Raw genomic sequence first — 25,967 nt, forward strand, 5'->3', positions numbered from 1 at the left:
TAATGCTCAAATATTTTGGTGGCATTCTAAGCATGATTATAAGAAAAGGTCGATGCTAAGGATATTATTATAAACATTCCATACTTCCTTATTGTTTTAGCTCTTGCCATTGAATTTAAAAAGGAATATGCCCTAACATATAAATAGTAGTGTATGATTAAGTTTATTTTCAAATCGGTTTTACTACTTTCTTTCGGACTTCTTAGTACTGGTTTGAGAGTAGCTCCAGAGGATAAAATTTTGTTTTCAATTGGACGAAGCAAAGATGCAAACGAAATCTACTATTCATTAAATTTAGACAAATACAATCGGCTGAATGCCGAAAACCCAATACAAGTTTACTGGATAAAAAGAACCAGAAAAAGTAAGATTGTACCTTTAACATGGATTCAACAAAAATTTGCTTACGGTATAGTTTATCTTTCAAAATCAGAAAACTATGCTAAATTTAGACTCGCGGCTTACGATAAACGGGTTTTTGAACTAAAGAAAAACAAGAACAATGAATTCAGGGTTTTCACAATGTCTAATAATGTGGAAGTTGAAGTTGATAGAGTGTTTATTTACATTACTGGGGGTACTTTCTGGATTCCTAAAATTCCCAAAGTTGAGCTCTATGCAACCTTATCTAGAACTGACAAGAAAATAAAAGAAACCATAATTCCATAAAACTCAATATTATGAATACGGGCTTTTCAAAAAATATAGAGAATCTGATAAACGATCTCAGAAATCAGAATTCGGTCACCAATCCGATGGTTTTAGAGATGGTTGAAAGTTATAAACTAACAGAACAAGATGTCGCCCAATATTTTTCTTACAACCATTCCCCAGATGAAAGTTACGGCAGGCAGTTGATTTACGATAACGGAAATTTTAAAATCCTTTTAATGTCATGGAAACCGGGAGATTTTACTGCCATCCACAATCATGGCTATACCGAGTGGGGTTGTGTTTACTTTTTTGGTGAAGCTACCCATCGTTTGTACAGCGTAACAAATGATGAACTGAAAATTATTCAAAAAGACAATTTTCAAAAAGGGCAAATTGCTTCGGTGAGTGGAAATTTAACTCATATGATGGGCAATTCAAGTTCCAAAAACTTTAGCACTCTTCATATTTATGGTTCAAACAGCCAGCAAAGCGATGTTTCAAAGGATGCTATTGTTTATCTTCCCGAATTAGATAAGGAAGTAACAACAATGGGTTCGGCATATTTGAATATGGACAAGCAACTTATTCTTTCTGAAAAGCCATTGATAAACGTAAGTAACGAGCTTGTTGCCGATTATTTTTCATTGGTAAAACTGTTTTATGAATGCAATGGACTTTCGCCCCTCTTGCGTAATATGGAGAAGAAATTGGGAAATAGAAGTATTAATTAAGCAGAAAACAAAAATGAAAGATATTGAGATTTTATCAGGAGCATTTGAGAAAATTAGAGCTTATATTCAAGAAAATCAAAACGATTCTCAACCCGTAGTTAAATTCAAAAGCCCTGAAGAATTGAAGGAAGTATTTGATTTTAAAGTTGGCGAAAACGGAGTTTCCGAGAACGAATTTCTTGAACTTTTAGACAAGTATTTGGAATATTCAGTAAGAACAGGCAACAAGCAGTTTTTAAATCAACTGTATTCAGGTTTTAATTTCCCGGCTTTTATTGGTGAGGTGTTTAGCGTTTTGGCAAATACTTCAATGTACACATACGAAGTAGCCCCGGTTGCCACTGTCATCGAAACGGAAATGATTTCACTAATGAACAGTTATGCGGGTTATTCCGATGGCGATGGAATTTTTGTAAGTGGTGGGAGCAACGCAAATTTAATTGCCATGTTCTCGGCTCGAAACAGAATTTTTCCAGATAGCCGCTTTGAAGGATATGACCGAAACAATAAACTAGTTGCTTTTGTAAATGAGCAAGCGCATTATTCATTTGAAACCGCGGCTAATATTTTAGGTATTGGGGCAAAAAATGTAATCAAAGTAAAAGCCGACAAAAACGGCAAACTCATTAGCTCGGAATTGGAAAAGGAAATAGCAAAGGCTATTAGTCGTGGCGAAAAACCATTTTTTGCTGTCGCAACTTGTGCAACAACATTGTTGGGAGCTTATGATCCAATTGAAGAAATGGCTGAGATATGCAAAAAACACAATATTTGGCTTCATGCCGATGGCTCATTTGGCGGTTCTTTGATATTAAGCGATAAAAACCGGTATTTAATGAAAGGCATTGAGCAAACCGATTCATTTGCCTGGAATCCTCATAAACTCATGAATATCCCTCTGATTTGTTCTGCACTGCTTGTTAAAAAACGCGGCACACTTCAACACAATATTACAGATATAAATACCGATTACATTTTTCATGATATTGATGCCATTGAAGATTTAGGAAAGAAATCAATACAATGTGGAAGAAAAGTAGATGCAGTTAAACTTTGGTTTGCGTGGAAATATTTTGGCTTAGAAGGTTACCAAAAGCGCATCGACAATTTAATTGACATGGCTGTTTATGCCGAAAACATTGTAAATGAAAATCCGCAGCTTGAGCTTTTATCTGAAAGAAATTCTTTTGCTGTTTGCTTTCGATACATTCCTAAAAATGAAAGCGATTTGAATAAATTCAATCTTGAATTACGCGAATCCTTAAGAAAATCGGGCAAGTCAATTGTGAACTATGGTTACATTGGTAAAACATTGGCAATACGCCTGATTACAGCAAACGGGGAACTGCAGAAGTCGGACATTGATTTGTTTTTTGCCAATTTATTGTTCGAAGTAGAAAAACTTGAAAATGCGATTTTCAATGCCTGAAAATAACAGATGTACTGATTTTGCCATTGCAATAGCATGGCCTGAAACCTATTGCAAACAGCCAGGCTATTGGTATGATCGTTTTACTAATTTATTAGGAGTTAGTGACAACCATTATTACAAAGTAGGGCATGCAGCATTAGTTCTTATAAACTCAAAAACTAAAAAATGTCATTATTTCGATTTTGGTAGATATGTTGCCCCTTTTCAACACGGTAGAGTTCGAAGCGAAATTACAGATCATGGGCTAAAAGTTAATACACTTGCTCAAATTTCGGAAGACGGACAAAGAATTGAAAATTACAACGAAATACTAACAGAATTACAATTAAACCATGAATGTCATGGAGAAGGAGCTTTACATGCTTCATATTCAATGATTGAGTTTGAAAAGGCATATCAAAAGGTTTTGCATTTACAGCGAAGAGGCCCGATTCAATACGGTCCGTTCCAATACAAGGGCAGTAATTGCTCACGCTTTGTAAATACTTCGATATTATCTGGCAAGCCACAATGGAAATATGCATTTAGACTTAAATACTTTGTCCCATTAACACCAACACCACTCAACAACGTAAATGCATTGCCAAACAAAGTAGTGATTCCTAAACTTCTAAAAACAAAAGCATTTTGCCCTGCTCCAGTATCCGACAAGCGGAAATTAAAACTCACATTAGTAGAGCCACCAAGAATGAATAACATACCTGAGAATGCTATGTGGCTAAGTGGCGAAGGTTCAGGCTCATGGTTTGTTATAAATCAGAAGTTTAGAAATTATCATATTTCAAGATATGGTCCCGAAGGAGATTTAGAATGTAAGGGAATATTTAAAATCGCCGGCAATAGTCATTTTGATATAATATTACCCTTTCAGATTGACCATTTAAGTCATTGTCAGAGAGTCATCATTAATCAATCCGAGAATTTGATTGCTCTTATTAGAATAGCCGATTAAAATTTAAACAGGTAAATTTAATCGGCTTGCTTCCTTGGCAGGACAGTTTAATGAATTCTTATCTCTGGATCTATAAAATGTATAATCGTGCAGTTGCAGAAATTTTAGAATTGGGTATTGAAGAAGAATATATAGAGCAATTGGAAAATTTGTCTGCACGAGCAAGTCAATTTGAGATCGAATTATACTACTGAAGAAATACCTGTGGCTTACAAAATCAAGCCTTTCTCAGCTCCCTGATATTTTAAAAACAAGATGTAAGCTTCATAAACACTTGATCGCTTCGACTCTTAAGGATCTGTTTTTTGAGCGTATCAATTGTACATTCAATTTTGATGTTCCTTTAAAGTAGCTATCTTTAAAATTCAATAGAGTATTTTAATAGTTTTTAGCCAGACTGACCTTAGTTTCCATTTTTTAAATAAAGAGTTTCATCCCCAAAAAATGATTTTGTAGGCTGCGAAATTTATTTCTTTAACAAACAATCAAATTATGCACATTATCGACATTTCAATATTTATAATCTATATGCTGGGCATGCTAGGTGTTGGCATCTATTTTATGAAACGCAATAAATCGCAGGAAGACTATTATGTGGGTGGCCGGGAAATGACTTCCTTTCATATAGGCTTATCTGTTGTTGCTACAGATGTTGGTGGTGGATTTTCGATAGGATTAGGTGGTTTGGGCTTTTTAATTGGTCTTTCGGGCAGTTGGATGCTGTTTACAGGCATAATCGGGGCATGGATCAGTGCTATTTTTCTGATTCCCATTATATATCCTCTGGCAAAAAAACACAATTTCTTGAGTTTTCCTGAAGTCCTGAATCATTTCTACGATCGGAAAGTAGCCATTATAGCCGGCATTATCTCTCTGATTGGTTATATAGGATTTACCAGTTCTCAGGTATTGGCAGGAGCTAAACTAGCTGCGGCAACTTTTCCTTCAATAACCATTGTCGATGCCGTATTGTTAATGGGAGTTGTGGTTATTGGTTATACTGTGCTTGGTGGGCTTAAGGCCGTTATTTTCACCGATACAATTCAATGGATCATACTCATGGTTGGTTTAATACTAATTGGTATTCCTTTAGGATTTATAAAAGTTGGAGGGTGGGAAGCACTTCGGATTTATTTGCCGGCTAACTTTCAAAGCCTCACCAATGTTGGCTTTGTTCAATTTATTAACTGGTTTATTACAATTGTTCCTATTTGGTTTGTTGGCATGACTCTGTACCAAAGAATCTATGCTTCAAAAGATGAGAAAACAGCAAAAAAGGCTTGGTTTATAGCTGGCTTGTTCGAATGGCCTGTAATGGCATTTATGGGAATTACTCTCGGATTATTGGGTCGGGTTGCCTTTGAACAAGGCATGTTTACTGAATTTGGATATGCTCCCGGAAGTGCTATCGATCCAGAAATTGGCTTGCCTTTACTCCTAACGCATATTTTTCCCGTTGGCTTGATGGGACTGCTAATGTCATCCTATTTTTCGGCAATAATGTCAACGGCCGATAGTTGTTTAATGGCAGCATCAGGTAATTTTACAACAGATATATTAAGGCTTTCAAAAGATAACACCAAGGGTATTCGTTATTCGCAATTAGCAACATTAGTCATTGGAATACTGGCCATTTTTCTGGCTACCAAAATGCAAAATGTACTCGATTTGATGTTATACTCTTATGCCTTTATGGTTTCGGGTCTATTTGTTCCTGTTTTGGGTTTTATGTTTTTGAAAAACCCATCTGCAAAGGCCGCAATGTATGCTATGCTTTTGGGAGGTGGAACTACCTTAGCCCTTATTTTAACCGAACTAGCATTGCCTTTTGGTTTAGATGCGAATTTCTTTGGGATTACATTATCGGCAATCGTTTTTACAAGTATCCAATCCTTGCATAAGCGATAAAATATAAGAACATTCACTCTGAAGTAATTTGCTTCTATTCAGAGATAATTAAATCAGAGTTTATAAGTAGCAGGTTCTTGTCTGCTAGTAATTGACGAAAATAAAAAGAAAATAAGGTGTAAATTAGCTAAAGTGCCTGCGGTAAATTGGGCTATCCTTAAGCCATTTAAATGAAGAAATTTGTTGCGTTACTAATTCTATTGGTACTGCTCTGTGAAGTAAAAGCGCAGCAGATAGATACGTTTTATTTGCATCAGGCAATTTCTTATTCGGATACAATAATTTACAAGCGAATAATTGAATTAAGAATTTAAAATTTACACTTGTACCAGATGGAGGGCATGGTATTCATTGGTTTGCGTATCCAAAACAGGAGTTATATGATTGGTTCTTGAAATATGATAAAAAATAAAGGGCTGTAATACTTTGTATAAGTAATGGCTGGTTTGGCTACTAATCTATTGGTATTGCAATCAGAATAATTAATATTGCTCAAGCCTTTTAGTCAAGCGCAATAAACAGGGCAATAAATAAAGTGAGAATGAATAATTTTGATCGCAAAAAACATTGGGAGACTATTTACCAATCGAAAGAGTCGAAAGACGTAAGTTGGTTTCAGTCATCACCGGAAACGTCTCTTGATTTTTTCAAACAATTTAATGTAGCTCCGTCAGCAAAAATTATCGATGTTGGCGGTGGCGATAGTCTGCTTGTTGATCATTTATTGGATCTGGGTTATCAGAACATCTCAGTTCTGGATATTTCTGAAGCCGCAATTGAGAAAGCAAAGCAGCGACTTGGCGAAAGAGCCAAAAAGGTAAGCTGGATTGTTGCAGATGCAGCCACCTTTAAGCCAAGCGAGAAATATGACTTTTGGCACGACCGTGCGGCCTTTCACTTTTTAACTGGCGAACAGGAGATTTCGAATTATCTGGACACAGCTCAGAAAAACATCAAGCCCGAGGGTGTACTGGTCATTGGAACTTTTTCGGAACAGGGGCCGCAAAAATGCAGTGGAATAGAAATCAAACAATATTCAGAAACCTCAATGAACGATTTGTTGACTAATTTCTTTTCCAAAATAAAATGCATCACGGTCGATCACAAAACACCTTCGGGCGTGGTTCAAAACTTTGTGTTTTGTAGTTTCCGGAAATTACATGTTTAATAAAATTCGACGCAACCAAATTGCATTCAACCCATCTTGTGTGAACAAAGAATATTGTTTAGCACGGTATTTGTTTACTAAATCTTCGTAAATTATTAGAAACTCACACACGAAAAACTATAAACATATGAAACGTCCATGCCAAAGTGATTTTGACACACAGGAGGATGATTATTCCAGCATGGTAAGTTCCATATGGCAACTAAAAAACAAATTATAATCATATGAAAAGAAATGTAATACTACTATTGGCTGTTTTCCTAGCTTGGAGTGCCATGGCGCAAGCGCAAAAAAACTTTATCGATCAAAATTACATCGAAGTAAAAGGATTGGCTGAGTTAGAGATTGTACCCGATGAGATCTACTTAAAGATTCATTTGGATGAGGAGGACACCAAGAACAAGGAAAGCGTTGAGGTATTGGAAAAGCAAATGTTCGTGGCTTTAAAAAAGGCCGGCATCAATTTGGAGAAGCAACTTTCTGTATCCGATTTTGCAAGTACTTTACAGGATCATTTTATTAAACGTGCAGATATGAAGAAATCGAAAGATTTTCAGCTATTGGTGCATGATTCTAAAACACTGGGAAAGGTTTTTGTCGAATTGGATAGGATCAAAATATCGAACATCAGCATTTTGAGAGTGGATCATTCTGAAATTGAAAAGTTTCGCAAGCAGGTTAAAATAAATGCTGTTGTAGCTGCGAAAGAAAAAGCCGCGGCTTTAGCTGAGGCGATTGGTCAGAAAATCGGAAAAGCCATTTATATTAATGAGATTTCAGCACCGTATCGTGGACAAATGGTAAATACGATGATGAGAACAAAAAGCGAAAGCTATCAATCGAATATGGCAATGCCTGAGCTTGATTTTCAGAAGATTATATTAGAGTATTCTGTGATGATCAGCTTTGCCTTGGAATAGAATTAACCAGCAATAAACACGAAGATCTCTATCAGCTAGAGATCTTTTTTTTGCCTGTTTAAATAATAGATTTAACCACAAAGTGCACGAAGTACTGCACAAAGTATCGCAAAGTATCTGTCTTCTTTTCCTTTGTTTGTCCTTAGTGGTTCGTTTTTTTTGTTTGGAATAAAGGTGAGTAAGCACAAAGCGCACGAAGAGTGTTTTCCTTTGTGTGTCTTTGTGATTTCCTTATGTGACCTTAGTGGTTAGTTTTTTTTGGTTGTGGATAAAGTGAGTAACCACAAAGAGCTTTTTCCTTTGTGTGTCTTTGTGATTTCCTTATGTGTCCTTAGTGGTTAAACTTTTTTTTGTTTGTCCTTTGTGGGCAAACTTTTTTTCCGCAACCCCTTATCGATAAATGTTTTTTTTGTTCTTTTGTGGTGAAATTCAAAATCAAAAAAATAAATGATCAAGATCTTATCTTATATTCTCAGTTCTATATTTTACATCCTATTTTTGCTTTTGCTGGTTATTTTTCATCCAATACAGGTAATCTGTCACAAGTTGTTTGGTTATCAGGCTCATAAGAATTCGGTAGATATTTTAAACTTTTTTTTAATGCGTGTGGTTGTATTCTTAGGCGTTCGCATTGCTTCTTTACCAAAAACAAACTTGCCGACTGACCGACCTTTAATTATCATTTCCAACCATCAGGGAGTATACGATATTCCTTCCATTGTCTGGATTTTCAGAAAACACCACCCCAAGTTCATTTCAAAAAAGGAATTGTCTAAAAACATTCCGAGTGTGTCTTATAATCTTCGTCATTCGGGGGCGGCTTTAATCGATAGAAAGAACAGAGCTCAGGCAATACCCGAAATATATAAGCTGGGCGAATTGATTGCTAGAAACAACTATGCTGCCAGTATCTTTCCGGAAGGGACAAGAAGCAAAACCGGAATTGTAAAGGAGTTTAAAGCGGGTGGGATAGAAGCATTACTTAAAGCTGCGCCAAATGCATTACTAGTTCCTTTTGTAATTGATGGCAACTATAAACTTGAAGAAAAAGGAATGTTCCCATTGTGTTTGGGAGCAAAGGTGAAGTATAAGGTTTTAGACCCAATTGAACCAGCCAATTACACTGCCATAGAGCTAACCCAGATGGTTGAAGCTTTAATTAAAAAAGAATTGAACCAATAACGAATTAGGATACCTCAATAATGAATGAAATTAACAAAACGGCATTGGTCGTTGAAGGTGGTGCCATGCGGGGCATTTTTGCTGCCGGCGTTTTAGATCAGTTCATCGAGGAAGAATTTAATCCTTTTCATACGGTAATAGGAGTTTCTGCCGGAGCCATAAATGCATCGGCTTATCTTTCGAAGCAGAAAAGGAGAAACTTTAAGATGTTTACCGATTATTCATTGAGACCTGAATATATCAGTTGGATGAAGTTTTTGAGAGGTGGCCATTTAATGGATTTAGATTGGTCGTGGGATATTACCTCCCGCGAATTACCTATTGATATGGATGCCTTGTTTGCAAGCAATGCTGATTTTGAAATTGGAGTCACTATGAATTCCGATGGTCGTTCTGTTTTTATCAAGCCTGACGCAGAGAATATCAGTCATGTAATGAAAGCAAGCTGTACAGTTCCTCTTTTTTACCGCAATTTTCTGGAAATAGACAATCAGATTGTATCTGATGGTGGCGTTTCGGCTCCAATTCCCATTCAAAGAGCGGTGGAAATAGGTGCTTCCAAAATTATGGTGATTCGTTCCCGTCCAAATTCTTTTCGGATGAAAAAAGGGATGGAATCAAAATTGGGACGTTTGCTCTTTCGAAAGCACCCAGGATTGGTGAAGGCTCTGCAAAATCGACCTTATAATTACAATTCATCCATTGATTTTATTCAAAACCCTCCTCAAAATCTTCAAATAGTAGATATTTGTCCTCCGGAAAACTTCAAGACCAAACGATTTACTCAAGATTACAATATTCTTGTTGATGACTATGAATTGGGACGAAAAATAGGAAAAATTGCCATTGAAAAATGGAATCTTTAAAAAATAGACTTCCCCATTAAACCTTTTGCCTTTTTTACTGTCTATAAAGAGTAATGAAAATCTTGCTAATTTATATACTGATCGCTCAAATGTTAACGAAAATCTAAAATCCGATTTTTGTGAACGTTTCTGGGTTTTGAGTAGTAAATTTGTTAGGACAATTTTAAAAACTCATAATTAACCTCAATGAATAGATTAATTCTTCTGATCTGCTTAAGCTTTGTAATATTCGCAGCAAAGGCAGAGGAACCGATTGTAAATCCGGTAATGAAAGGTGGCGTAATAAAAGGTATTGTAATGGACAATGCTATGGATATTCCCGTTGAATATGCAACTGTTTCGGTATACACTATGGCCGACTCAAGTCTTATTGACGGAACCATTACCAATGAAAAAGGTGTTTTTGAGCTCACAAAGCTAAAGCCAGGAAAATACTTTGTAGAGATCTCATTTATTGGTTACAACAAAGCAATCGTTCGAAATATCCCGATTAATCAAGATCGAAAATTGGCAGATTTAAAGATCGTGAGTCTTCGACAATCAAGCGAAGCATTAAATGAAGTCGTTGTAACTTCGGAACGTGTGCCTGTACAATATCAAATTGATAAAAAAGTAATCCCTGTTAGCAGGCAAATTACTGCAGCCAGTGGAACTGCCGTTGATGTTTTGGAAAATGTGCCATCTGTAAGTGTGGATATTGAAGGGAATGTGAGTCTTCGCGGAAATTCAAATTTTACAGTTTTGGTGGATGGAAAACCTTCTATTTTAGATGCGGCTGACATTTTGCAGCAAATGCCTGCCAGTGTGATTGAGAACATTGAAATAATCACAAACCCTTCGGCAAAATACGATCCGGAAGGAACGGCTGGAATTATCAATATTATCACCAAAAAGAATACAGAGAACGGATTGAATGGCGTTGCTAATTTATCGGTAGGAAGTCAGGACAATCGTAGCGGTGACATTTTAATTAATTACCGAAAAAAGAAGTGGAATTGGAATTTTGGTTTGGATTACAGCAACCGTCAGTATGAAGGAACAAGTAAAACAGAAAATAGAACCATGTTCAATGATGTTACCAGTTCTGTTTTATCTGATGGAGAATCTAAAATGAAACGTTCCGGTTATGGAATTCGAACAGGTTTCGACTTTGATGTGAATGATAAAAATTCAATTTCGTTTGGCTTTCGATACGGGACTAGAGACATGGAACGAGGTTCGGTTTTGGATTATCAGGAATCGAATAGTTCTAGTCCGGTAATAACCTCCTATGATAGTAGGGATCTTTGGAAGAAGGAAATGACCTTTGTGAATTCTAATTTCACCTACGTACGAAAATTTACTGGCAAAGGTCATCAGTGGGCTTCACAGGTAAGTTACTCACATCGTGGCAGTGGTGACGAAAGCTCTACAAACGAATTATTTGATAGTAATGGTCAAGTATCAGGTCAAATTGCGACAGAAGATGGTCCTGGAACCCGATGGGAGATCCGTTCCGATTATACATTGCCATTAGGAGAAGATGCCAAATTTGAGTTTGGTTATCAGGGACAAATTAGATCCAGCGAAGCGGATACAGAACAAGAAGATTATGTTGTGGGAAGCGGATACAAGCCTCAGCCGTTATATAGTCACGATGTAACTTACGATCGACAGGTGCATGGCTTGTATACAACTTATGCTTCTAAAATTGGAAAGTTTGGCTACCAGCTTGGTTTTAGATCTGAATATACCAGTCGGGAGATCGATTTTAAGGATGAGTTAGAAACTTTTACTATCAAGCGTTGGGATTTCTTTCCAACCATTCATACACAGATGGATTTGGGCTCTGACAATCAGGTAATGGGTAGCTATACCAGACGAATTCAGCGTCCCCGTGGCTATTATTTAGAACCATTTGTGACATGGACCGATGCATACAATGTTCGTCAGGGGAATCCCGATTTAGATCCGGAATATATTGATTCTTACGAGTTGGGTTATATGAAACGATTTGGTGATCAGGCTATTTCTTTCGAGACTTACTATAAAGTTACTCACAATAAAATTGAGCGGGTTAGATATCCTTGGGAAGAGCAAGGCAATGTAATGAAGAGTACCAATGTAAATGTTGGGAACGATTATTCTTTGGGTATCGAAGCAACATTCAATTTATCTTTTTCTACATGGTTAAAGAACGACTTAATTGGTAATTTTTATCATTACAAGGAAGAAGGTGATTTTACCATAACAAATTCGGCCAATGAGGATACTTATCAGGATTTCTCAACTGAAAGTTACAATTGGAGCTTACGGAATAATTCGACCTTTATATTGGATCCAGCAACGCGACTTCAGTTTACGGCTAATTATAATTCCGATACAAATTGGGCACAGGGAAAGCGCAAGGGGTTTTTTACAACTTCGGCAGCTGTAAAACGCGATTTCATGAAACGTAAACTATCTGCAACTTTCCAAGTTCGTGATATTTTTGGTACCGCAAAACATGAAACTTTATATGAAGGGGATACCTTTTACAACTTTAGCCAGTTTGATCACAATTCGCCAACATTTAATTTGAAGTTAAGCTTTAAAATTAACAACTATAAAACGAAGCGCGAAAGAGGATCAGAAGGCGGAGTAGATGTAGAAGAATTTGAAATGTAAAACAATTACAAACCTATTTTTTAAAGGGATGTTCATTTTGGACATCCTTTTTTTAGGTCTTTTATACCAACTTGACTATAGTTTGAGCTATAAAGCTAAATAGTATAATGCCGATGAATGTTGAGTTGAGCTGTAGATGAGCTTGCGAATTTATGGCTCATATGAAACACCAATCGGTATTAGTTAATAAATGCGGTGATAATAATGATAGAACCGGTGATGATATTAATTCCAATCACTATTTTCCTGAATTTTTCAGGTTCTATTCTCCCGGAAAATTTTGATCCGAAATGGGAACCAAAAAATAGAATTGGAAGACAGAAAAGAGCAAGATTAACAGATTCCATTTCTATCATGCCTTTCATTAAAAAGGCGACAGTGGTAAAAAAGGAGGAAAAAGTACTGAACCAGGCAAATACGCCTCGAAACCTTTCTTTTGAATAGCCTTTACGATTCATCGCAATTACCAGAGGAGGACCCCCAACAGATATGGCGCTGCCGAGAATTCCACTAATAAATCCGGCAAATACAATCGGGAAATTTAAAAAGCGTTTGGCCAATTTTACTTTGCCTAACATTTGAATCGAAAAAAGGATAATGAGAATACCCGTAATTAGTCGCAAGGTATCGCTGCTAACATATTCGAGCGCATAAATACCCAATGGAATTCCTCCCAAACTGGCAATAAACATGGGAATGAAATAGTAGGCTTTTATTTTCTCCCGAAGTTTAAATAAGATCACCAAACTGGTAATTAAATTGAATAAACTCATAGCAGGAACCAATACCTGCATTGGAAAAATAAAAGAAAGAAAAGGGATTGCAAGTAATGCAAATCCAAAACCTGTCATCCCTTTTATAAATGCTGCCGAAAGAATAACTATGCTGCAAAGAACGATTTGAATTATGGTAATGTCATGCATTGTAAGCCCAATTAATAATTTGTACTTGAATGATACAAAGTTAGTGGATTCACCTATATATTCTGCGTTAAATATGCTTAAAATCCCTTTCTGATAAATGTTATAAAGCTTCCTTAAGGAAAGGGAATAAAGTATGAATTTGTATGGCTACGTTAGTCATGAACAGCTTTACTGAAATGGCTAGAAGTATAATTCCAAACACTTTACGTAGGATATGAATTCCTCCTTCGCCAATAACGCGCTCAACGAGATCAGTTGATCGAAGTACGATGTAAACAAATATCATATTTAATATAATGGCAGCAATAAGGTTTTCCATTGCATATTCGGCACGCAATGCAAGAACTGTTGTAAATGATCCTGCTCCGGCAACTAATGGGAACGCAATAGGAACAATTGAAACTCCACTAGGGCCGTCATATTTAATAATTTCGATTCCTAAAGCCATTTCCACACCCATTATAAACAGAATAAACGAACCGGCAATTGCAAAACTTGAGATGTCAACTCCGAATAGTCCTAGAAGTTTTTGACCTAAAAAAGTAAAGGCAATTAGAACACCAAGTGCAACAAGAGTTGCTTTTAGAGCTTCAATTTTACCTCCTTTTTTTTGTAAATCCACAATGATTGGAATAGATCCAATAATATCGATTACTGCAAATAATACCATTGAGGAAGTGATAATCTCAAGAAAATTGAAATTCATAACAATATAATTTTGGACTTGTAAATAGACTTGTAATCAGCTTCGATAAACTTACCCATTTTTTAATTGAATGAGTAAGTTCAATCTTTCGATCTTCTTAATTCAGCAAGTTACTATTGTGAAAAATAAATACGAAACAGACATACATGTTTAAAATAAAACAATAATGCAACAATTGTGTTTAAATTTTAAACTTTGGCGAAGATATATCTTTTTTTGAAATAGCCAATAATCTTAGCTGAAATATTTAAAGGATGGGAAAGTATTCGTTGTTTATGCAAAAAAGACTTACCTCAAGTAAGTCTTTTTTATACAATTGTATGTTTCTTTATTTCTTTTTAATCTCCTCTGTTGGGGTGAAATTTAGGGAGATGCTATTGACACAATGGCGAGTGTTTTTTTGAGTAAATCCCTCTCCTGTAAATGCATGGCCAAGGTGTCCATTGCAATTGGCGCAAACAATTTCTGTTCGTCTGCCATCTGCATCAGTAATGTGTTTCACAGCGCCGTCAATCTCATCATCGAAACTAGGCCAGCCACAATTCGATTCAAACTTACTGTCCGATCGATAAAGCTCGGCATTGCATTGCTTGCAGGTATAAACACCTTTGGTTTTGTTGTTTAAATGTTCGCCAGTACCAGGGTATTCAGTTCCTTTTTCAATAATTACTCTCTTTTCGTCTGGCGTAAGTACGTTGTATTTATCTTTTGTCATTGCTTTTTGTGCTAATAGGTTGTTACTTACAAAAAGGATAAGTCCAATTAAAATGATATATCTCTTCATAATGCGTCCTCCTTATTTTGAATGATTCTAAAGATAAGTGAAAAACTGATTAGTTCAAAATTTACTGTAATAAGTAGATGAATTCGCATTTTTAATTGCCTCAACAATTAGTTCAGGAGCTGACCATGGAACAAAATGATTCAAATCATCGAGAAGTATATGATTTACGTTCTTGTGAAACTGCAGATAGTATGCTTGAGTTTGATAAGGAACCAATATATCCTCTTTGCCTTGTATATAACTTGTGGGGATATGAATTTCGTGTAATCTTGTTTCATTATTTCCCAAATCCTCTTCTAAAGCCATCATTTCTTTATTGCTGTTTAGCAATTCATTGGGTAATACACCATTTGCTAATCCTCCTGATACCATGAGATTATACCATTTTGCTTTTTGAAATTCGGGAGATAAACAGGGAGCTACATATATTGCATGTGATATTTTGGCAGGATAATCGAGAATTGTTTGTTCCAAAACGGCTCCACCATAAGAATGGCCCAGTACTATAAATTTCTCACCTGGTTCTCCATAATGGTTTAGAACTGTAGCTGCTACTTTAGCCTGATCATGAAGACGTTTTTTTACAGGAACGGTAGTTTGCCCATAACCAGGTCGATCATAGGAAATAATGCAATAGTCTTCTTGCAGTGTTTTATCTGCAAAAATATTCTTAAAATCGAACCAATAACCAGGAGATCCGTGAATTAATAAAACTTTGGGCTTTGATAAATCGCCAACGTAACTAGTATGAATCTGATCATCCTCGTAAGTAATCATTTCGCTGATCGGAAAAATATTTTGAGCATGAAATTCACTCATTATTTTTTGATGGTCGAATTCTGCTCTAAATAATTGAAATAATACACTTACAATTCCGATAACCAGTAAAATGGCAAATCCTGAAATAAACAACACCCTTCTAATCCTTCTCCTCATCTTCCTGTCCTTTAAAAATTTGACTAAGGTGTAATAAAACACTTTTTAGTCTGAAATGCAAGAGCTGAAATGTTATAAAACCTTAATTTATAAGGTGATGGTTTATTAACAGGATGGAATGTGATTTTGAACAATAGGCGAGCGAAACTGGGAGATACAACAATATTCCTTTCATGAGATGAAAGGAAAGAAATAGAAAAAAGCTGGAATTGTTAAGCTAAGTGTTTTCTAATTAGTTGGATAAGAACATCTTTTTTAACGGGTTTAGCGATGTAATCATCACAGCCATTTTCCAATGATTTATTTTTATCGCCAAGCAGGGCGAATGCCGTTTGAGCTATAATTGGCAAGTTGGGTCTGATCTTTTTAATTTCTTTTGTCGCCTGATATCCATCCATTAGAGGCATTTTGATATCCATAAGTACCAAGTCAATCTTATCGTTTTTCTGGCAAATATCGATGGCTTCAAGGCCATTGTTAGCAACTAAAACATTACAGTGAATCTGATTTAGTAACTCTTCAAAATAGATTCTGTTGAATTCTTCATCTTCAACTACCAGTATAAGTTTGTTTTGTATGTTATTCATATCAATAATCATTTGTTCCATCAAATGTAAAGTATCTTTTTGAACAATCGAAATCAATTTTAATTTTAGGAACAAAAAAAAGGAGCTTTATTTACCTTTGTTGTTTATTGTTCGTTGAAGTACAGCGCTTTAAATGGGGTTCTATTTGTGCGGTAAATAATTTACTTTTAATCATTACTTTTTGTTGCGAAAATTTGGAGAGTAATATTTTTCTCTATTCTTAAATGTTTCAGTATTGTTTTTCTGACAATAACACTTCAAATTTATTAAAGAATTCACTAACATGATACCCATCCATTAATGCATGATGGGCATCAACACTAACTGGCATAAAATACTTCTCTTCAGTTTTAAATACTTTCCCAAATACTAATTTAGGTATTGAGTCGGAATCTTTAAATATTCGAGGGTGCTTAATAGAGGTAAAACTGCGCCACGGAATAACCGAGACATGGATAAGATCCTGCATTGGTTTGGAAACTAATAATTCATTTTTTTGTGCTAATTCGATGGCGTTCGTAGTCTGAATATAAAAATCGTTAAAGTTCTTGATGTATTTAAAATAACAGAAATTAAATGTTTTATCGTGTTTGAAAACCGTTGTTGTTCCATTGATAATTGGATATTGAACAACTTTTTCGCCTAGTATTCTCAATCTAAATTCGGGTATTTCATTAATAACCTGTAATGCTTTGTGCATGTAATGAATGAAAAACGATTCATTAGATTCTTTAGCTTTCATATACATCTGCGAGCATTCAATATTGGATGTTGTGCCCATAAATGGATCATCAAAATCTTTGAAAAAATTATACTGAGCTTTGCGCTCCCAATTGTCAATATTAATTTCTATCATTTTAAAAAACTTTTAAATTGCATGATATGATATCTTGATAATCAATAATTTGAAGTTCATTATTTTCAACTTTTTATCATTTCGTCGGATACGGCCTCTGTAAGCAAACGCTCACCGCTTTGCGTGTTGGAGCCTAAATGGTTATCAAGAATCTCTTTGTTGAGTTCAATGCTTTTCTCTGAAAGGTCACTTGTCGTATATGCCAAACATAAAGTTCTGATCATTGTTTATTTGTGTGAAATACCTTTGTTCTATCTTCCCCAAAAATAAAAAGATGCTTGGGGATTTTTCTTGCTGGATAACAAATACCACAGTTTCTTAATTAACAAACTCTATTTCTTTTTTAGGACTATTTTCGGGTTTTCTGATGTGTCTTTTCCTAAATACATTTTTGAATGATTTAAAACAAAAATAAAATATACACAGAATCGAGGACAATTATCCTGAATGGGAAATCTTATTTGACTAGTTTACTTATAGATCGTTAGTGGTTTTATTTCCAATTTAAAAAAGATAAAGCTTGTTTTTCGGGATGTGTATCTATCTAAAGAATATTTTTTTATAAATCAAGATTAGGAATATGAAAAGTTTTGCATATCTTCGGAATATAGAACATAAATAATTAAAACAACACTCATTATGACAGACGGAACTGAATTAACTTGCGTATTTGTAGGATCATTAGTCGACGTTAAATATTATAAGGAAAGACTAGATGAATTAGCAATCTCTTCATTGTTGAAAGATGATTTCAGTTCGGGAACTATTGTTGGAATAGGCGGTGTTCCTAATTCGGTGGAATTATTAGTTGCAGAAGAAGATGCAGAAAAGGCACGTGCTTGCATTGATGAATTACAAAAAGGATAAATATTAGAAGTAAAACATGAAAAAAGTAGCATTAATAGCTGTTGCTGTTCTAATCTCAGGGTGGTTAACTGCTCAGGAAAAGGTGGATATGGTAACTGATCGTCCAGATCAAACAGAATCTGCAAGTCTGATTTCAGTAAAGGGCCTGCAAATAGAATCAGGATTTTCATTTGAAAAATATAATTCTGAAATCAACAATACAACTTACAATTCAACATTGGTTCGATATGGTCTATTTGAGAAAATGGAACTTCGTTTGGGATTGGCCTATTTAGGTAGGGATGTTTCTTTGTTAGGTGCTAGCTTTAATGAAAGTGGATTTGCTCCAATAGTTGTTGGTGCAAAATTTCATTTGATGGAAGAAGGCGATGGTATACCAAAATTAGCATTCATGTCAACCTTCACGATTCCAAAATCTGGAAATAAAGCTTTTGAAAATAAATATATGGGTGCTGATTTTCGTGTTGCTGGAGAATATTCATTAAATGATGCAATGTCTTTTGGAGCAAATCTTGGAGTGGCCTGGAGTGGTGCAGAGTATGGGAATTATGCAACTGGAATTTACACTGCCGTTATTGGAATGAGTTTATCGGAAAAGCTAGGTGCTTTTGCCGAGTTATACGGTTTTCTTCCTAAAGAAGGGAAAAATGATCATCGTTGGGATGCTGGATTAACCTATGCTGTAAATGAGGACTTACAGCTCGATTTTTCAACTGGAGTAGGATTAAGTAAGGTTTCTCCTGATTTTTTTGTTAGCTTAGGCTTATCAATTAGAATGCCTTAAAGAAGGTATTGCATACATCAATTCAGAAAAAAAGCCTGCTCAGATTCACTGAGAAGGCTTTTTTTTTTCGTTTATTTCATAGCTCGCAAAATTAAAAATTACGAATCATTAAATGCCTTTAAACCATGTATTTGTCCTTGCGAAAAGGGAAATAAGTCATCTTGTTCGTGCATGGTGAAAATACTGTCAATTTAAAATTTAATTTTTCCATATACGGGGATATGCTTTTTTGTATCATGTGTAAAGAACGGAGTTTTCCGGTGGGTTGAATTTGGACATTCATTTCCTTTTTTAGCAGAAACAATAAGACTTTAGAAAGCTTCATTAGAATAAATCTGCTCCTATTTAATTTTATAGAATCGCTTTTACATTAATTTTGCCTTTGCAGATTTGATTTCAGTTCTGCTTTGATTTTTTTTCTTGTATTTCGAATTATAGATGTTGTGTACAGAGTTAAGGCAATCCATATCAAACCAAAGGCAATAAATTGTTCATGTCTAAATGGTTCATTATAAATCAGTACACCAATTAACAGCATTAGGGTAGGCGCAATGTATTGCATAAATCCTAAAGCTGATAGCGGAATACGTAGTGCTCCTTTTGCAAACCAATATAAAGGCAGACTGGTTACAATTCCCGTTAGCATCAAATAGATTGAGGTTGATATGCTACCGGTAAATAAAGCTCCGCTACCAATCCACATTTTATAAAGGATATATCCCAATGCAAATGGTGCCAAAATCAGTGTTTCAACTGCTAGCGAGGGTATCGCTTCAATTCCCGCAGTCTTTTTTGTTAAGCCATATAAACCAAAAGAGCAGGCTAAAATAATTGAAATCCAAGGGAATTTCCCGTAATCAATTGTCAGGTAAATAACGGCTGCCGATGCTATAAATACCGCAATGTATTTTAGCTTATCCAACTTTTCGTTAAGAACAATCATCCCAAGTATTACGTTTACAATAGGATTGATGTAATAGCCTAAACTCGCCTCAACGATTTGCTTGGTATTTACGGCATAAATGAATAATCCCCAATTCAAACCAATTAGCAGTGATGATATAATTAGACTTTTACGAGTTTTCTTTTGTCGTAGCAAACTCCATACATTTTTTTGTCGGGTCAGTATCAAAAGAATTATCAGAAAAACAAATGACCAAAAAATACGATGAGCCAATATTTCCAATGCAGAAACATCTGACAGAAGTTTCCAGAATATAGGCAGTATTCCCCAAGTTAAAAAGGCTTGAAGGGCATATACATATCCCATTGTGGCATTTTTTGTATTCTCCATATAAATCTTGAAAGACAGTGGTTTTTAGAATGGCAAATGTAATTAAAATCCCATGGTTTTTTCTGTCAAATGAAGACGTGACAGAAGATGTAAGTTATCTTGGATCCAATCAATTAAATGGAGTAATAGGAAAATATAAAAACAATACCACGGAATAATTGTAACCAGAAGCTTATCCATTTTTGCGGATGCTTCTCAAGCGTTCCATATCCAGAATTTCTATGTTTTTTCCATTTAATGATATGACACCATCGCTATTTAAATTGGCCAGTATTCGGGAAACACTTTCTCTTGAATTACCAGTTAAGTCACCAAATTCTTGTCGGGAGAGAGGTAGTGAAAAATTCAGCTCGTTAAATATATCTTCAGCAAAAAAGCAAAGGGATTCTGCAATTCTTCCCTGACTTTGCTTTTGCACTTGATTTACACAATGATCAAAATGCCCTAATTCATTCTTGCATAATTCTGTGATTATTTCGTAGGCGAAATCGCTGTTTGATGCGATGAAATCTTTAAAAGAGTCTAAACTGATGAAGCAAACTCTTGTTTCCATTAATGCTGTGGCAGAATAATGATTCACTTTATCTCCAAGAGTTGTAGGGATTCCAAGATAAATAGGTCCTTTAATAATCTTTAAAATTTGTTCTCTCTCAGGGCCAGTAATATGTATTTTCACTAATCCACTTTTTACAAAGATGATATTTGAAGAAAGAGCATTTTGCCTGAAAATAACGTCCCCTTTATGAAATTTCACATCCACGCAGCTTTCCTCAAGCATTTTTAGTTCTTTATCGTTTAAAAAATTTGTAGCACTAGACCTGTTGCTGCAAAGTTTACATGATTTTTCGTTCATAAATTATCCTGATCGAGATTAAAGAAATATTTATTTAATAAATGTACTGATTTTGAGTCTAATATGTGGATTTTATATGTTTTTACTGAATCGCAGTAATGAAATCAGATGTAAATATATAAATATTTCTATAATGTGATATGAATCACATCAATATTTACTCTACATCACACCTTAATTATTAAAAACCGTTTTTCCTCTCTGTAGATTTGTAATCTACACTAATTAAAAAGTAAATCAAATGGCAATTAAGAAATTAACCACAGTCCTTAAGAATATATGTGTTGGTAAATTGATTGCTATTCGTAATGTTTTTGGTAGCGCTATTAGTAATAGTATGGATGGTTTTTGAGGAAAAGTTCATATCTGACATTTTCACAAAACTCCGATTTAAGTTTATTTATTTAATTCAAAAACTAAAATGCAACAAGTAACAGAAATTCAGGCTGTTGATTTTCAAAAACAAATTGACGCCTTAACCGCAAAGGTTTCCATGCTGGAAGACATGAACCAAGACCAATTATCAATAGCGGTAGTGTCTGGTGATTTTGATAAGATTTTAGCAGCTATGGTTATTTCTCTCGGAGCTGCAGCAATGGATACAGAAGTTAAATTATTCTTTTCATTTTGGTCAATTGCAGCCTTACGTGATCCAAAAAAATCAGTTCGAGGTAAGAATTTCATTTCTAAAATGTTCGGAATTATGCTTCCTAAAGGTTGGGAACATTTAAAATTGTCAACCATGAACATGGGGGGGGTGGGACCGCGAATGATAAAATCGATTATGAAAAAACATGGCGTTCTTTCTTTGGAAGAAATGTTTAAGCAAGCTGGTGAACTCGGTATTGAAATTACCATCTGTGAGATGTCTATGGATTTGATGGGGATTAAGAAAGAGGAATTGATCGACTATCCAAATATGCGTATCGCCGGGGCTGTAACATTTGCAGGTGATATGGGTGAGAGTTCAGCTCAGTTATTTATATAAAAAGAATTTTTTTAATTATTAAAATTTAAAATCATGACACAAGAAGAATTATTGACAGTAAACGCAGACACATGTGTTGATGCGCGTGGAACTTCATGCCCAGGACCATTATTGGCTGCTAAAAAAGCAATTGGAACTATTGATAAAGGTCAAATTATGGAAATTCTTTCAGCTGATGAAGGAACAAGAAATGATATTCCAAAATGGTGTAACAAAAAAGGATTCGAATGTTTAGGTACTCTTGAAGAATCTGGGTTTTATAAAATTTATTTAAAAAAATAAAGATGGGAGCGGGAAAAGTAAATAAAAGCCCAAAGGTTCTGGTTTTTTCAACTGAGAAAATCTCTGATCCAGCTATTGATATGGCGGGTTTATTGAAGTTACATTATCCGCCTACTGTCTATACCATTACAGTACCATGTTCAAGTGCAATTAAATCCAAATGGATTTTACATGCGCTTGAACATGGCTTTGATGGTGTATTTATAGCTGCTGATGGAACCGACTGTCCTTATGGTGAGTCTTGTGTCGATAAAACCGGCCAGCTTGTAGGTGCAACACAAGAAATTTTAAAGCAAAAAGGGATGGATCCTGCGCGTTTGAAAATGGCAGCTATTTGTTCTGTGTGTAGTGAACCATTCGTAAAACATGTAAAGAGTTTTACTAAGTATTTAATGAATTCTTCAAACTAAGTAGAATGTCGGAAAAGAAAATATTAGAATATGATGTACTTGTTGTAGGCGGTGGTATTTCTGGCGGAGAAGCAGCTCTCAATTTGGCCAATCTTAATTATAAGGTTTTGGTGGTTGAGAAAGACTTATCTCTGGGTGGAAAAATGATTGCGCTTAGCAAGGTATTCCCAACTCTGGATTGTGCGGCTTGTATAACTACACCAAAAGTATCCGAAATATCAAGGCATCCGAACATTACAATCATGTTTAGTGCTGAAGCTAAGAAGATTGATAAATTGGGGGATCACAATTTTGAAGCTCATGTACATCAAAAACCAAGATTTGTAAATATTGATGATTGTACGGCTTGCCAATTGTGTGAGCAAGCTTGTCCGGTTAGCGTAATAGATGAATATCAACAAGGTTTAGTGGGACGTAAAGCCGCTTTTATTCCATTTAGTATCGCAAGTCCACGTGCAGCAGCTATAGATATCATTAATTGTACCCTTTGTGGAGCATGCGAAAGAGTTTGTCCTACAGGATGTATCGATTTTACACAAACTGATAAAGACTACACAGTAAAAGCTAAAGCTGTAGTGCTGGCTACTGGTTTTAACTTGTTTGATCCAGTTAAAATTCCACGTTACGGTTACGGAAAATATAAAAATGTGATTACTTCCATGCAAATGGAAAGACAACTTGCACCTACCAGACCTTTTAATGCAATTCTGCGACCTGGTGATGGAAAAATGCCGGATAATATCGCCTATGTATTGTGTACCGGATCTCGTGATAAATCTGTAGGAAACCCAATTTGTTCGCAAGTATGTTGTATGTATTCCATAAAGCAAGGACAATTGTTAATGGGATCACTTCCTATGGCAGATGTTACGATATATTACTTACACATTAGAGCATTTGGAAAAGGTTTTAATGAATTCTATGAACAAGCTCGAGACATGGGAGTCGAATTTATTAAAGGAAAAATAGGAGATATCAAGGAAAAGGAGAATGGAAACTTAATTCTTAGGTATGAAGATGTCGAAGAAGGTAAAGTGAAGGAGGCCGAACATGATATGGTAGTCCTTTCAGTAGGCGTGATGTCTAATTCTGAAATTTCTGATTCCTTCCAAGGTGAATCGTTACGATTGGATGATTATGGTTTCATCAATCAAGATGATATTCTAGCCAGTCCTGCTGAAACCAACATTGATGGTGTATTTGTTGCTGGCACTGCTACTGGTCCAATGGATATTCCTGATTCAATATTGTCAGCAGGAGCAGCTTCGGCTGAAACTACAAGTTATTTAAGGAGGGCCTCGTTATGAAAAAGAAAATAGGTGTTTACGTATGTCATTGTGGAGGTAATATTTCTGATTACGTGGATGTAGAAAAGGTTCGCGCAGAAATTGAGAAGGACGAAAGTGTTTTTTTAGCCAAAACAACCATGTTTGCTTGTGCTGATTCCAACCAGAAGGATATGGTTACAGATATTGCAGAAAAGCAATTGGATGGCGCCGTTGTAGCTTCATGTTCTCCTACCTTGCACTTACTTACCTTTAGCGCTGTTGCTGAAAGAGGTGGATTGAATAAATACAATTATATTCATGCAAATATCCGGGAGCAAGCCTCTTGGGCACACTCTGATGATAAGCTTGGTGCAACCGAAAAGGCAATTCAGATTGTAAAAGCCGCAGTTGCAAAAGTGAAGAGATCTAATGCCCTCGAACCATTTCGGGTAGCAGCTACTAATGCTGTAGCTGTTGTTGGTGCTGGTATCGCAGGGCTTCGTTCAGCAATTCAATTGGCCGAATCTGGAGCTCAGGTTTATTTAATCGAGCGTGAATTTTTTGTAGGGGGTAGAGTTGCTCAATGGGATGATTTATTTGTGTCAAATGAAACGGGTAAGGAGTTAATTACCCGTCTTTACGACAAAGCAATGAATCACAAAAATATCACATTATTTACCGGAGCTGAAATTATTGAGAACAGCGGTAGTGTCGGAAATATCTCACTGAAGGTGAAAATTGCTCCTCGTCATTTCAAATTGAATTGCAATGAGGGTAATTTAGCGAAAGCCATTGAAGTTTGTCCTGTAGTTGTTCCTGATAAATTTAACTTTGATATTACCACACGCAAGGCTGTGTACCATAATTTTCCAGGTGAGTATCCACAACTACCGGTAATCGACATGGAGCATTGTACCCGATGTGGTGAATGTGAAAAAGTTTGTGAAAGTGTTGACTTTAGTCAGGTGAACGAATTTCTCAATATTAAAGTTGGTTCTGTACTTCTTGCAACAGGTTTTGATCCATACGAACCTAAAAATGATGAGTTTGGTTATAAAACCATCGATAATGTAGTTACACTTCCTCAATTTAAACGTTTGGTTCATTATTGCGATGATCAGCTTGTTTACAAAGGAAAAGAGGTGAAAAATGTTGCCTATATCTATTGCGTAGGCAGTCGTCAGGCTAATGGGGAAAATAAATATTGTTCCCGGTATTGCTGTACAGCTGCAATACATGCAGCAATTACTGCTAAAAAGAAATACAAAGATCTGTATAATTTCCATTTTAACCGAGGAATAAGAACCTATGGAAAGCAAGAAGTTTTATATGATGAATCTTCTCGTTTGGGTGATATTTATTTGCAGTCATTCGAAGATCATCCACCGGTTGTGTCCAAGGATAGAGACAAGACTATTGTTACTATTAACGATATTCTGACTACAGACAAAACTTTGGAAGTGGAAGCTGATTTGGTGGTTTTGGTAACCGGAATGGTACCCCGACAAGACAATTCAATTGGCAGCCTTCTGAAGGTTCCTAAGGGTAGGGATAATTTCTTCAATGAAATTCATATGAAGTTGCGACCAGTTGAAACGGTAATTGATGGTGTAACCATAGCTGGCGCATCTCAGGGGCCTAAAAATATTACGGAATCTGTGAATTCTGCTTTAGCTGCCGCTACTAAATCCTTTTCATTAATTGCTTCAGGAGAGCTTGCTCTTTCACCTACTATTGCGAAAATTGATGTTAACAATTGTGAATGGTGTGGTAAATGTGATGATGCATGTCCGTTTAATGCATTAGCCAAAACAGATGTTAATGGTAAGATGGTTGCTGTTGTAAATAAATCTGTTTGTAAGGGATGTGGAATGTGTACGCCTGTTTGTCCATCTAATGCGATTGATTTGATCGGATATACTGACAATCAAATCGAAAGCATGATTGACGCTTTAGTATCAACTGATTAA

At 35.7% G+C, this 25,967-nt stretch carries 26 protein-coding genes; 17 read left to right on the plus strand and 9 right to left on the minus strand.

Annotated features, from left to right (window positions below; genetic code table 11):
- Positions 1 to 153: 153 nt before the first annotated feature.
- The 10 genes from ALGA_RS17700 (at position 154) to ALGA_RS17745 (ending at position 12,459) form a co-directional block, all read left to right on the plus strand.
- Positions 154 to 669, plus strand: a complete 516-nt coding sequence (locus tag ALGA_RS17700) for a DUF4833 domain-containing protein (protein WP_096431455.1) — start codon at positions 154 to 156, stop codon at positions 667 to 669.
- An 11-nt stretch (positions 670 to 680) separates the two neighbouring features.
- The gene (locus ALGA_RS17705) at positions 681 to 1,385 is read left to right on the plus strand and encodes a cysteine dioxygenase (RefSeq protein ID WP_096431457.1); all 705 of its coding nucleotides are present in this window, start codon (positions 681 to 683) and stop codon (positions 1,383 to 1,385) included.
- Between the two features lie 13 nt (positions 1,386 to 1,398).
- Complete coding sequence (locus ALGA_RS17710) at positions 1,399 to 2,814, plus strand: pyridoxal phosphate-dependent decarboxylase family protein (protein WP_162845483.1); 1,416 nt, start codon at positions 1,399 to 1,401, stop codon at positions 2,812 to 2,814.
- Positions 2,795 to 3,769, plus strand: a complete 975-nt coding sequence (locus ALGA_RS17715) for a DUF6695 family protein (RefSeq protein ID WP_145957668.1) — start codon at positions 2,795 to 2,797, stop codon at positions 3,767 to 3,769. Before ALGA_RS17710 ends, ALGA_RS17715 begins: the two co-directional genes overlap by 20 nt.
- A 492-nt stretch (positions 3,770 to 4,261) precedes the next feature.
- Positions 4,262 to 5,677, plus strand: a complete 1,416-nt coding sequence (locus ALGA_RS17720) for a sodium:solute symporter family protein (protein ID WP_096431463.1) — start codon at positions 4,262 to 4,264, stop codon at positions 5,675 to 5,677.
- Positions 5,678 to 6,218: 541 nt separating this feature from the next.
- Positions 6,219 to 6,845 carry a class I SAM-dependent methyltransferase gene (locus ALGA_RS17725; protein ID WP_096431465.1) on the plus strand — a complete coding sequence of 209 codons (627 nt, stop codon included), beginning with the start codon at positions 6,219 to 6,221 and terminating at the stop codon, positions 6,843 to 6,845.
- 224 nt (positions 6,846 to 7,069) lie between these two features.
- A complete protein-coding gene (locus ALGA_RS17730; protein WP_096431467.1) occupies positions 7,070 to 7,765 on the plus strand; it encodes an SIMPL domain-containing protein in 696 nt (231 codons plus the stop codon).
- Between the two features lie 447 nt (positions 7,766 to 8,212).
- Entirely contained in the window at positions 8,213 to 8,947 is a 735-nt protein-coding gene (locus tag ALGA_RS17735; protein ID WP_096431469.1) for a lysophospholipid acyltransferase family protein, read from the plus strand.
- A gap of 20 nt (positions 8,948 to 8,967) precedes the next feature.
- Positions 8,968 to 9,813, plus strand: coding sequence for a patatin-like phospholipase family protein (locus ALGA_RS17740; protein ID WP_096431471.1), 846 nt, complete (start codon positions 8,968 to 8,970; stop codon positions 9,811 to 9,813).
- A gap of 186 nt (positions 9,814 to 9,999) precedes the next feature.
- Positions 10,000 to 12,459 (plus strand): TonB-dependent receptor domain-containing protein, encoded by a 2,460-nt coding sequence (locus ALGA_RS17745; RefSeq protein WP_096431473.1) that lies wholly within the window; start codon positions 10,000 to 10,002, stop codon positions 12,457 to 12,459.
- 179 nt (positions 12,460 to 12,638) lie between these two features.
- On the opposite strand, the gene ALGA_RS17750 is transcribed toward ALGA_RS17745, so the two are convergent.
- From ALGA_RS17750 to ALGA_RS23015, 7 genes are all read right to left on the minus strand, one after another.
- Positions 12,639 to 13,382 carry a sulfite exporter TauE/SafE family protein gene (locus ALGA_RS17750; protein WP_096431475.1) on the minus strand — a complete coding sequence of 248 codons (744 nt, stop codon included), beginning with the start codon at positions 13,380 to 13,382 and terminating at the stop codon, positions 12,639 to 12,641.
- A gap of 100 nt (positions 13,383 to 13,482) precedes the next feature.
- On the minus strand, positions 13,483 to 14,088 hold the full coding sequence (locus ALGA_RS17755) for a MarC family protein (RefSeq protein ID WP_096431477.1): 606 nt from the start codon (positions 14,086 to 14,088) through the stop codon (positions 13,483 to 13,485).
- A gap of 328 nt (positions 14,089 to 14,416) precedes the next feature.
- The gene (locus tag ALGA_RS17760) at positions 14,417 to 14,872 is read right to left on the minus strand and encodes a methionine-R-sulfoxide reductase (protein ID WP_096431479.1); all 456 of its coding nucleotides are present in this window, start codon (positions 14,870 to 14,872) and stop codon (positions 14,417 to 14,419) included.
- A 54-nt stretch (positions 14,873 to 14,926) separates the two neighbouring features.
- Complete coding sequence (locus ALGA_RS17765; RefSeq protein ID WP_096431481.1) at positions 14,927 to 15,808, minus strand: alpha/beta fold hydrolase; 882 nt, start codon at positions 15,806 to 15,808, stop codon at positions 14,927 to 14,929.
- Between the two features lie 212 nt (positions 15,809 to 16,020).
- Positions 16,021 to 16,395 carry a response regulator gene (locus tag ALGA_RS17770; protein ID WP_231705991.1) on the minus strand — a complete coding sequence of 125 codons (375 nt, stop codon included), beginning with the start codon at positions 16,393 to 16,395 and terminating at the stop codon, positions 16,021 to 16,023.
- Between the two features lie 229 nt (positions 16,396 to 16,624).
- Entirely contained in the window at positions 16,625 to 17,251 is a 627-nt protein-coding gene (locus ALGA_RS17775) for a chloramphenicol acetyltransferase (RefSeq protein WP_096431485.1), read from the minus strand.
- Positions 17,252 to 17,316: 65 nt separating this feature from the next.
- Positions 17,317 to 17,475, minus strand: coding sequence for a hypothetical protein (locus ALGA_RS23015; protein WP_153244858.1), 159 nt, complete (start codon positions 17,473 to 17,475; stop codon positions 17,317 to 17,319).
- Positions 17,476 to 17,890: 415 nt separating this feature from the next.
- On the opposite strand from ALGA_RS23015, the gene ALGA_RS17780 reads away from it, so the two are divergent.
- Both ALGA_RS17780 and ALGA_RS17785 read left to right on the plus strand, forming a co-directional pair.
- Entirely contained in the window at positions 17,891 to 18,118 is a 228-nt protein-coding gene (locus ALGA_RS17780) for a putative signal transducing protein (protein ID WP_096431487.1), read from the plus strand.
- Positions 18,119 to 18,134: 16 nt separating this feature from the next.
- The gene (locus ALGA_RS17785) at positions 18,135 to 18,902 is read left to right on the plus strand and encodes a transporter (RefSeq protein WP_096431489.1); all 768 of its coding nucleotides are present in this window, start codon (positions 18,135 to 18,137) and stop codon (positions 18,900 to 18,902) included.
- A 370-nt stretch (positions 18,903 to 19,272) separates the two neighbouring features.
- Here ALGA_RS17785 and rarD read toward each other — a convergent pair whose 3' ends face one another.
- Both rarD and ALGA_RS17795 read right to left on the minus strand, forming a co-directional pair.
- A complete protein-coding gene (rarD, locus tag ALGA_RS17790) occupies positions 19,273 to 20,196 on the minus strand; it encodes an EamA family transporter RarD (protein ID WP_096431491.1) in 924 nt (307 codons plus the stop codon).
- 172 nt (positions 20,197 to 20,368) lie between these two features.
- Positions 20,369 to 21,049 (minus strand): Crp/Fnr family transcriptional regulator, encoded by a 681-nt coding sequence (locus ALGA_RS17795; protein ID WP_096431493.1) that lies wholly within the window; start codon positions 21,047 to 21,049, stop codon positions 20,369 to 20,371.
- Between the two features lie 421 nt (positions 21,050 to 21,470).
- On the opposite strand from ALGA_RS17795, the gene ALGA_RS17800 reads away from it, so the two are divergent.
- From ALGA_RS17800 to ALGA_RS17820, 5 genes are read left to right on the plus strand one after another with little or no spacing between them, the layout of a single operon-like run.
- Positions 21,471 to 22,037: a DsrE/DsrF/DrsH-like family protein gene (locus ALGA_RS17800; protein ID WP_197705610.1), complete on the plus strand. Its 567-nt coding sequence runs from the start codon at positions 21,471 to 21,473 to the stop codon at positions 22,035 to 22,037.
- Between the two features lie 33 nt (positions 22,038 to 22,070).
- Positions 22,071 to 22,319, plus strand: a complete 249-nt coding sequence (locus ALGA_RS17805; RefSeq protein WP_096431495.1) for a sulfurtransferase TusA family protein — start codon at positions 22,071 to 22,073, stop codon at positions 22,317 to 22,319.
- A gap of 2 nt (positions 22,320 to 22,321) precedes the next feature.
- On the plus strand, positions 22,322 to 22,729 hold the full coding sequence (locus ALGA_RS17810) for a hydrogenase iron-sulfur subunit (protein ID WP_096431497.1): 408 nt from the start codon (positions 22,322 to 22,324) through the stop codon (positions 22,727 to 22,729).
- 5 nt (positions 22,730 to 22,734) lie between these two features.
- A complete protein-coding gene (locus ALGA_RS17815) occupies positions 22,735 to 24,036 on the plus strand; it encodes a CoB--CoM heterodisulfide reductase iron-sulfur subunit A family protein (protein WP_096431499.1) in 1,302 nt (433 codons plus the stop codon).
- Entirely contained in the window at positions 24,033 to 25,967 is a 1,935-nt protein-coding gene (locus ALGA_RS17820; RefSeq protein ID WP_096431501.1) for a CoB--CoM heterodisulfide reductase iron-sulfur subunit A family protein, read from the plus strand. The genes ALGA_RS17815 and ALGA_RS17820 overlap by 4 nt, the downstream gene beginning before the upstream one ends.

The sequence above is a fragment of the Labilibaculum antarcticum genome (assembly GCF_002356295.1).
In the GTDB taxonomy this organism is placed as follows: Bacteria; Bacteroidota; Bacteroidia; order Bacteroidales; family Marinifilaceae; genus Labilibaculum; species Labilibaculum antarcticum.

What these genes read in the sequence shown, in the direction of transcription:
- ALGA_RS17760 (WP_096431479.1), bottom strand. Translation starts at nt 14,872, where the DNA reads ATGAAGAGATATATCATTTTAATTGGACTTATCCTTTTTGTAAGTAAC.
- ALGA_RS17795 (WP_096431493.1), bottom strand. Translation starts at nt 21,049, where the DNA reads ATGAACGAAAAATCATGTAAACTTTGCAGCAACAGGTCTAGTGCTACA.
- ALGA_RS17705 (WP_096431457.1), top strand. Translation starts at nt 681, where the DNA reads ATGAATACGGGCTTTTCAAAAAATATAGAGAATCTGATAAACGATCTC.
- ALGA_RS17755 (WP_096431477.1), bottom strand. Translation starts at nt 14,088, where the DNA reads ATGAATTTCAATTTTCTTGAGATTATCACTTCCTCAATGGTATTATTT.
- ALGA_RS17750 (WP_096431475.1), bottom strand. Translation starts at nt 13,382, where the DNA reads ATGCATGACATTACCATAATTCAAATCGTTCTTTGCAGCATAGTTATT.
- ALGA_RS17710 (WP_162845483.1), top strand. Translation starts at nt 1,399, where the DNA reads ATGAAAGATATTGAGATTTTATCAGGAGCATTTGAGAAAATTAGAGCT.
- ALGA_RS17735 (WP_096431469.1), top strand. Translation starts at nt 8,213, where the DNA reads ATGATCAAGATCTTATCTTATATTCTCAGTTCTATATTTTACATCCTA.
- rarD (WP_096431491.1), bottom strand. Translation starts at nt 20,196, where the DNA reads ATGGAGAATACAAAAAATGCCACAATGGGATATGTATATGCCCTTCAA.
- ALGA_RS17720 (WP_096431463.1), top strand. Translation starts at nt 4,262, where the DNA reads ATGCACATTATCGACATTTCAATATTTATAATCTATATGCTGGGCATG.
- ALGA_RS17770 (WP_231705991.1), bottom strand. Translation starts at nt 16,395, where the DNA reads ATGAATAACATACAAAACAAACTTATACTGGTAGTTGAAGATGAAGAA.
- ALGA_RS17775 (WP_096431485.1), bottom strand. Translation starts at nt 17,251, where the DNA reads ATGATAGAAATTAATATTGACAATTGGGAGCGCAAAGCTCAGTATAAT.
- ALGA_RS17725 (WP_096431465.1), top strand. Translation starts at nt 6,219, where the DNA reads ATGAATAATTTTGATCGCAAAAAACATTGGGAGACTATTTACCAATCG.
- ALGA_RS17780 (WP_096431487.1), top strand. Translation starts at nt 17,891, where the DNA reads ATGACAGACGGAACTGAATTAACTTGCGTATTTGTAGGATCATTAGTC.
- ALGA_RS17730 (WP_096431467.1), top strand. Translation starts at nt 7,070, where the DNA reads ATGAAAAGAAATGTAATACTACTATTGGCTGTTTTCCTAGCTTGGAGT.
- ALGA_RS17815 (WP_096431499.1), top strand. Translation starts at nt 22,735, where the DNA reads ATGTCGGAAAAGAAAATATTAGAATATGATGTACTTGTTGTAGGCGGT.
- ALGA_RS17715 (WP_145957668.1), top strand. Translation starts at nt 2,795, where the DNA reads ATGCGATTTTCAATGCCTGAAAATAACAGATGTACTGATTTTGCCATT.
- ALGA_RS17820 (WP_096431501.1), top strand. Translation starts at nt 24,033, where the DNA reads ATGAAAAAGAAAATAGGTGTTTACGTATGTCATTGTGGAGGTAATATT.
- ALGA_RS17700 (WP_096431455.1), top strand. Translation starts at nt 154, where the DNA reads ATGATTAAGTTTATTTTCAAATCGGTTTTACTACTTTCTTTCGGACTT.
- ALGA_RS17805 (WP_096431495.1), top strand. Translation starts at nt 22,071, where the DNA reads ATGACACAAGAAGAATTATTGACAGTAAACGCAGACACATGTGTTGAT.
- ALGA_RS17810 (WP_096431497.1), top strand. Translation starts at nt 22,322, where the DNA reads ATGGGAGCGGGAAAAGTAAATAAAAGCCCAAAGGTTCTGGTTTTTTCA.
- ALGA_RS17800 (WP_197705610.1), top strand. Translation starts at nt 21,471, where the DNA reads ATGCAACAAGTAACAGAAATTCAGGCTGTTGATTTTCAAAAACAAATT.
- ALGA_RS17785 (WP_096431489.1), top strand. Translation starts at nt 18,135, where the DNA reads ATGAAAAAAGTAGCATTAATAGCTGTTGCTGTTCTAATCTCAGGGTGG.
- ALGA_RS23015 (WP_153244858.1), bottom strand. Translation starts at nt 17,475, where the DNA reads ATGATCAGAACTTTATGTTTGGCATATACGACAAGTGACCTTTCAGAG.
- ALGA_RS17745 (WP_096431473.1), top strand. Translation starts at nt 10,000, where the DNA reads ATGAATAGATTAATTCTTCTGATCTGCTTAAGCTTTGTAATATTCGCA.
- ALGA_RS17765 (WP_096431481.1), bottom strand. Translation starts at nt 15,808, where the DNA reads ATGAGGAGAAGGATTAGAAGGGTGTTGTTTATTTCAGGATTTGCCATT.
- ALGA_RS17740 (WP_096431471.1), top strand. Translation starts at nt 8,968, where the DNA reads ATGAATGAAATTAACAAAACGGCATTGGTCGTTGAAGGTGGTGCCATG.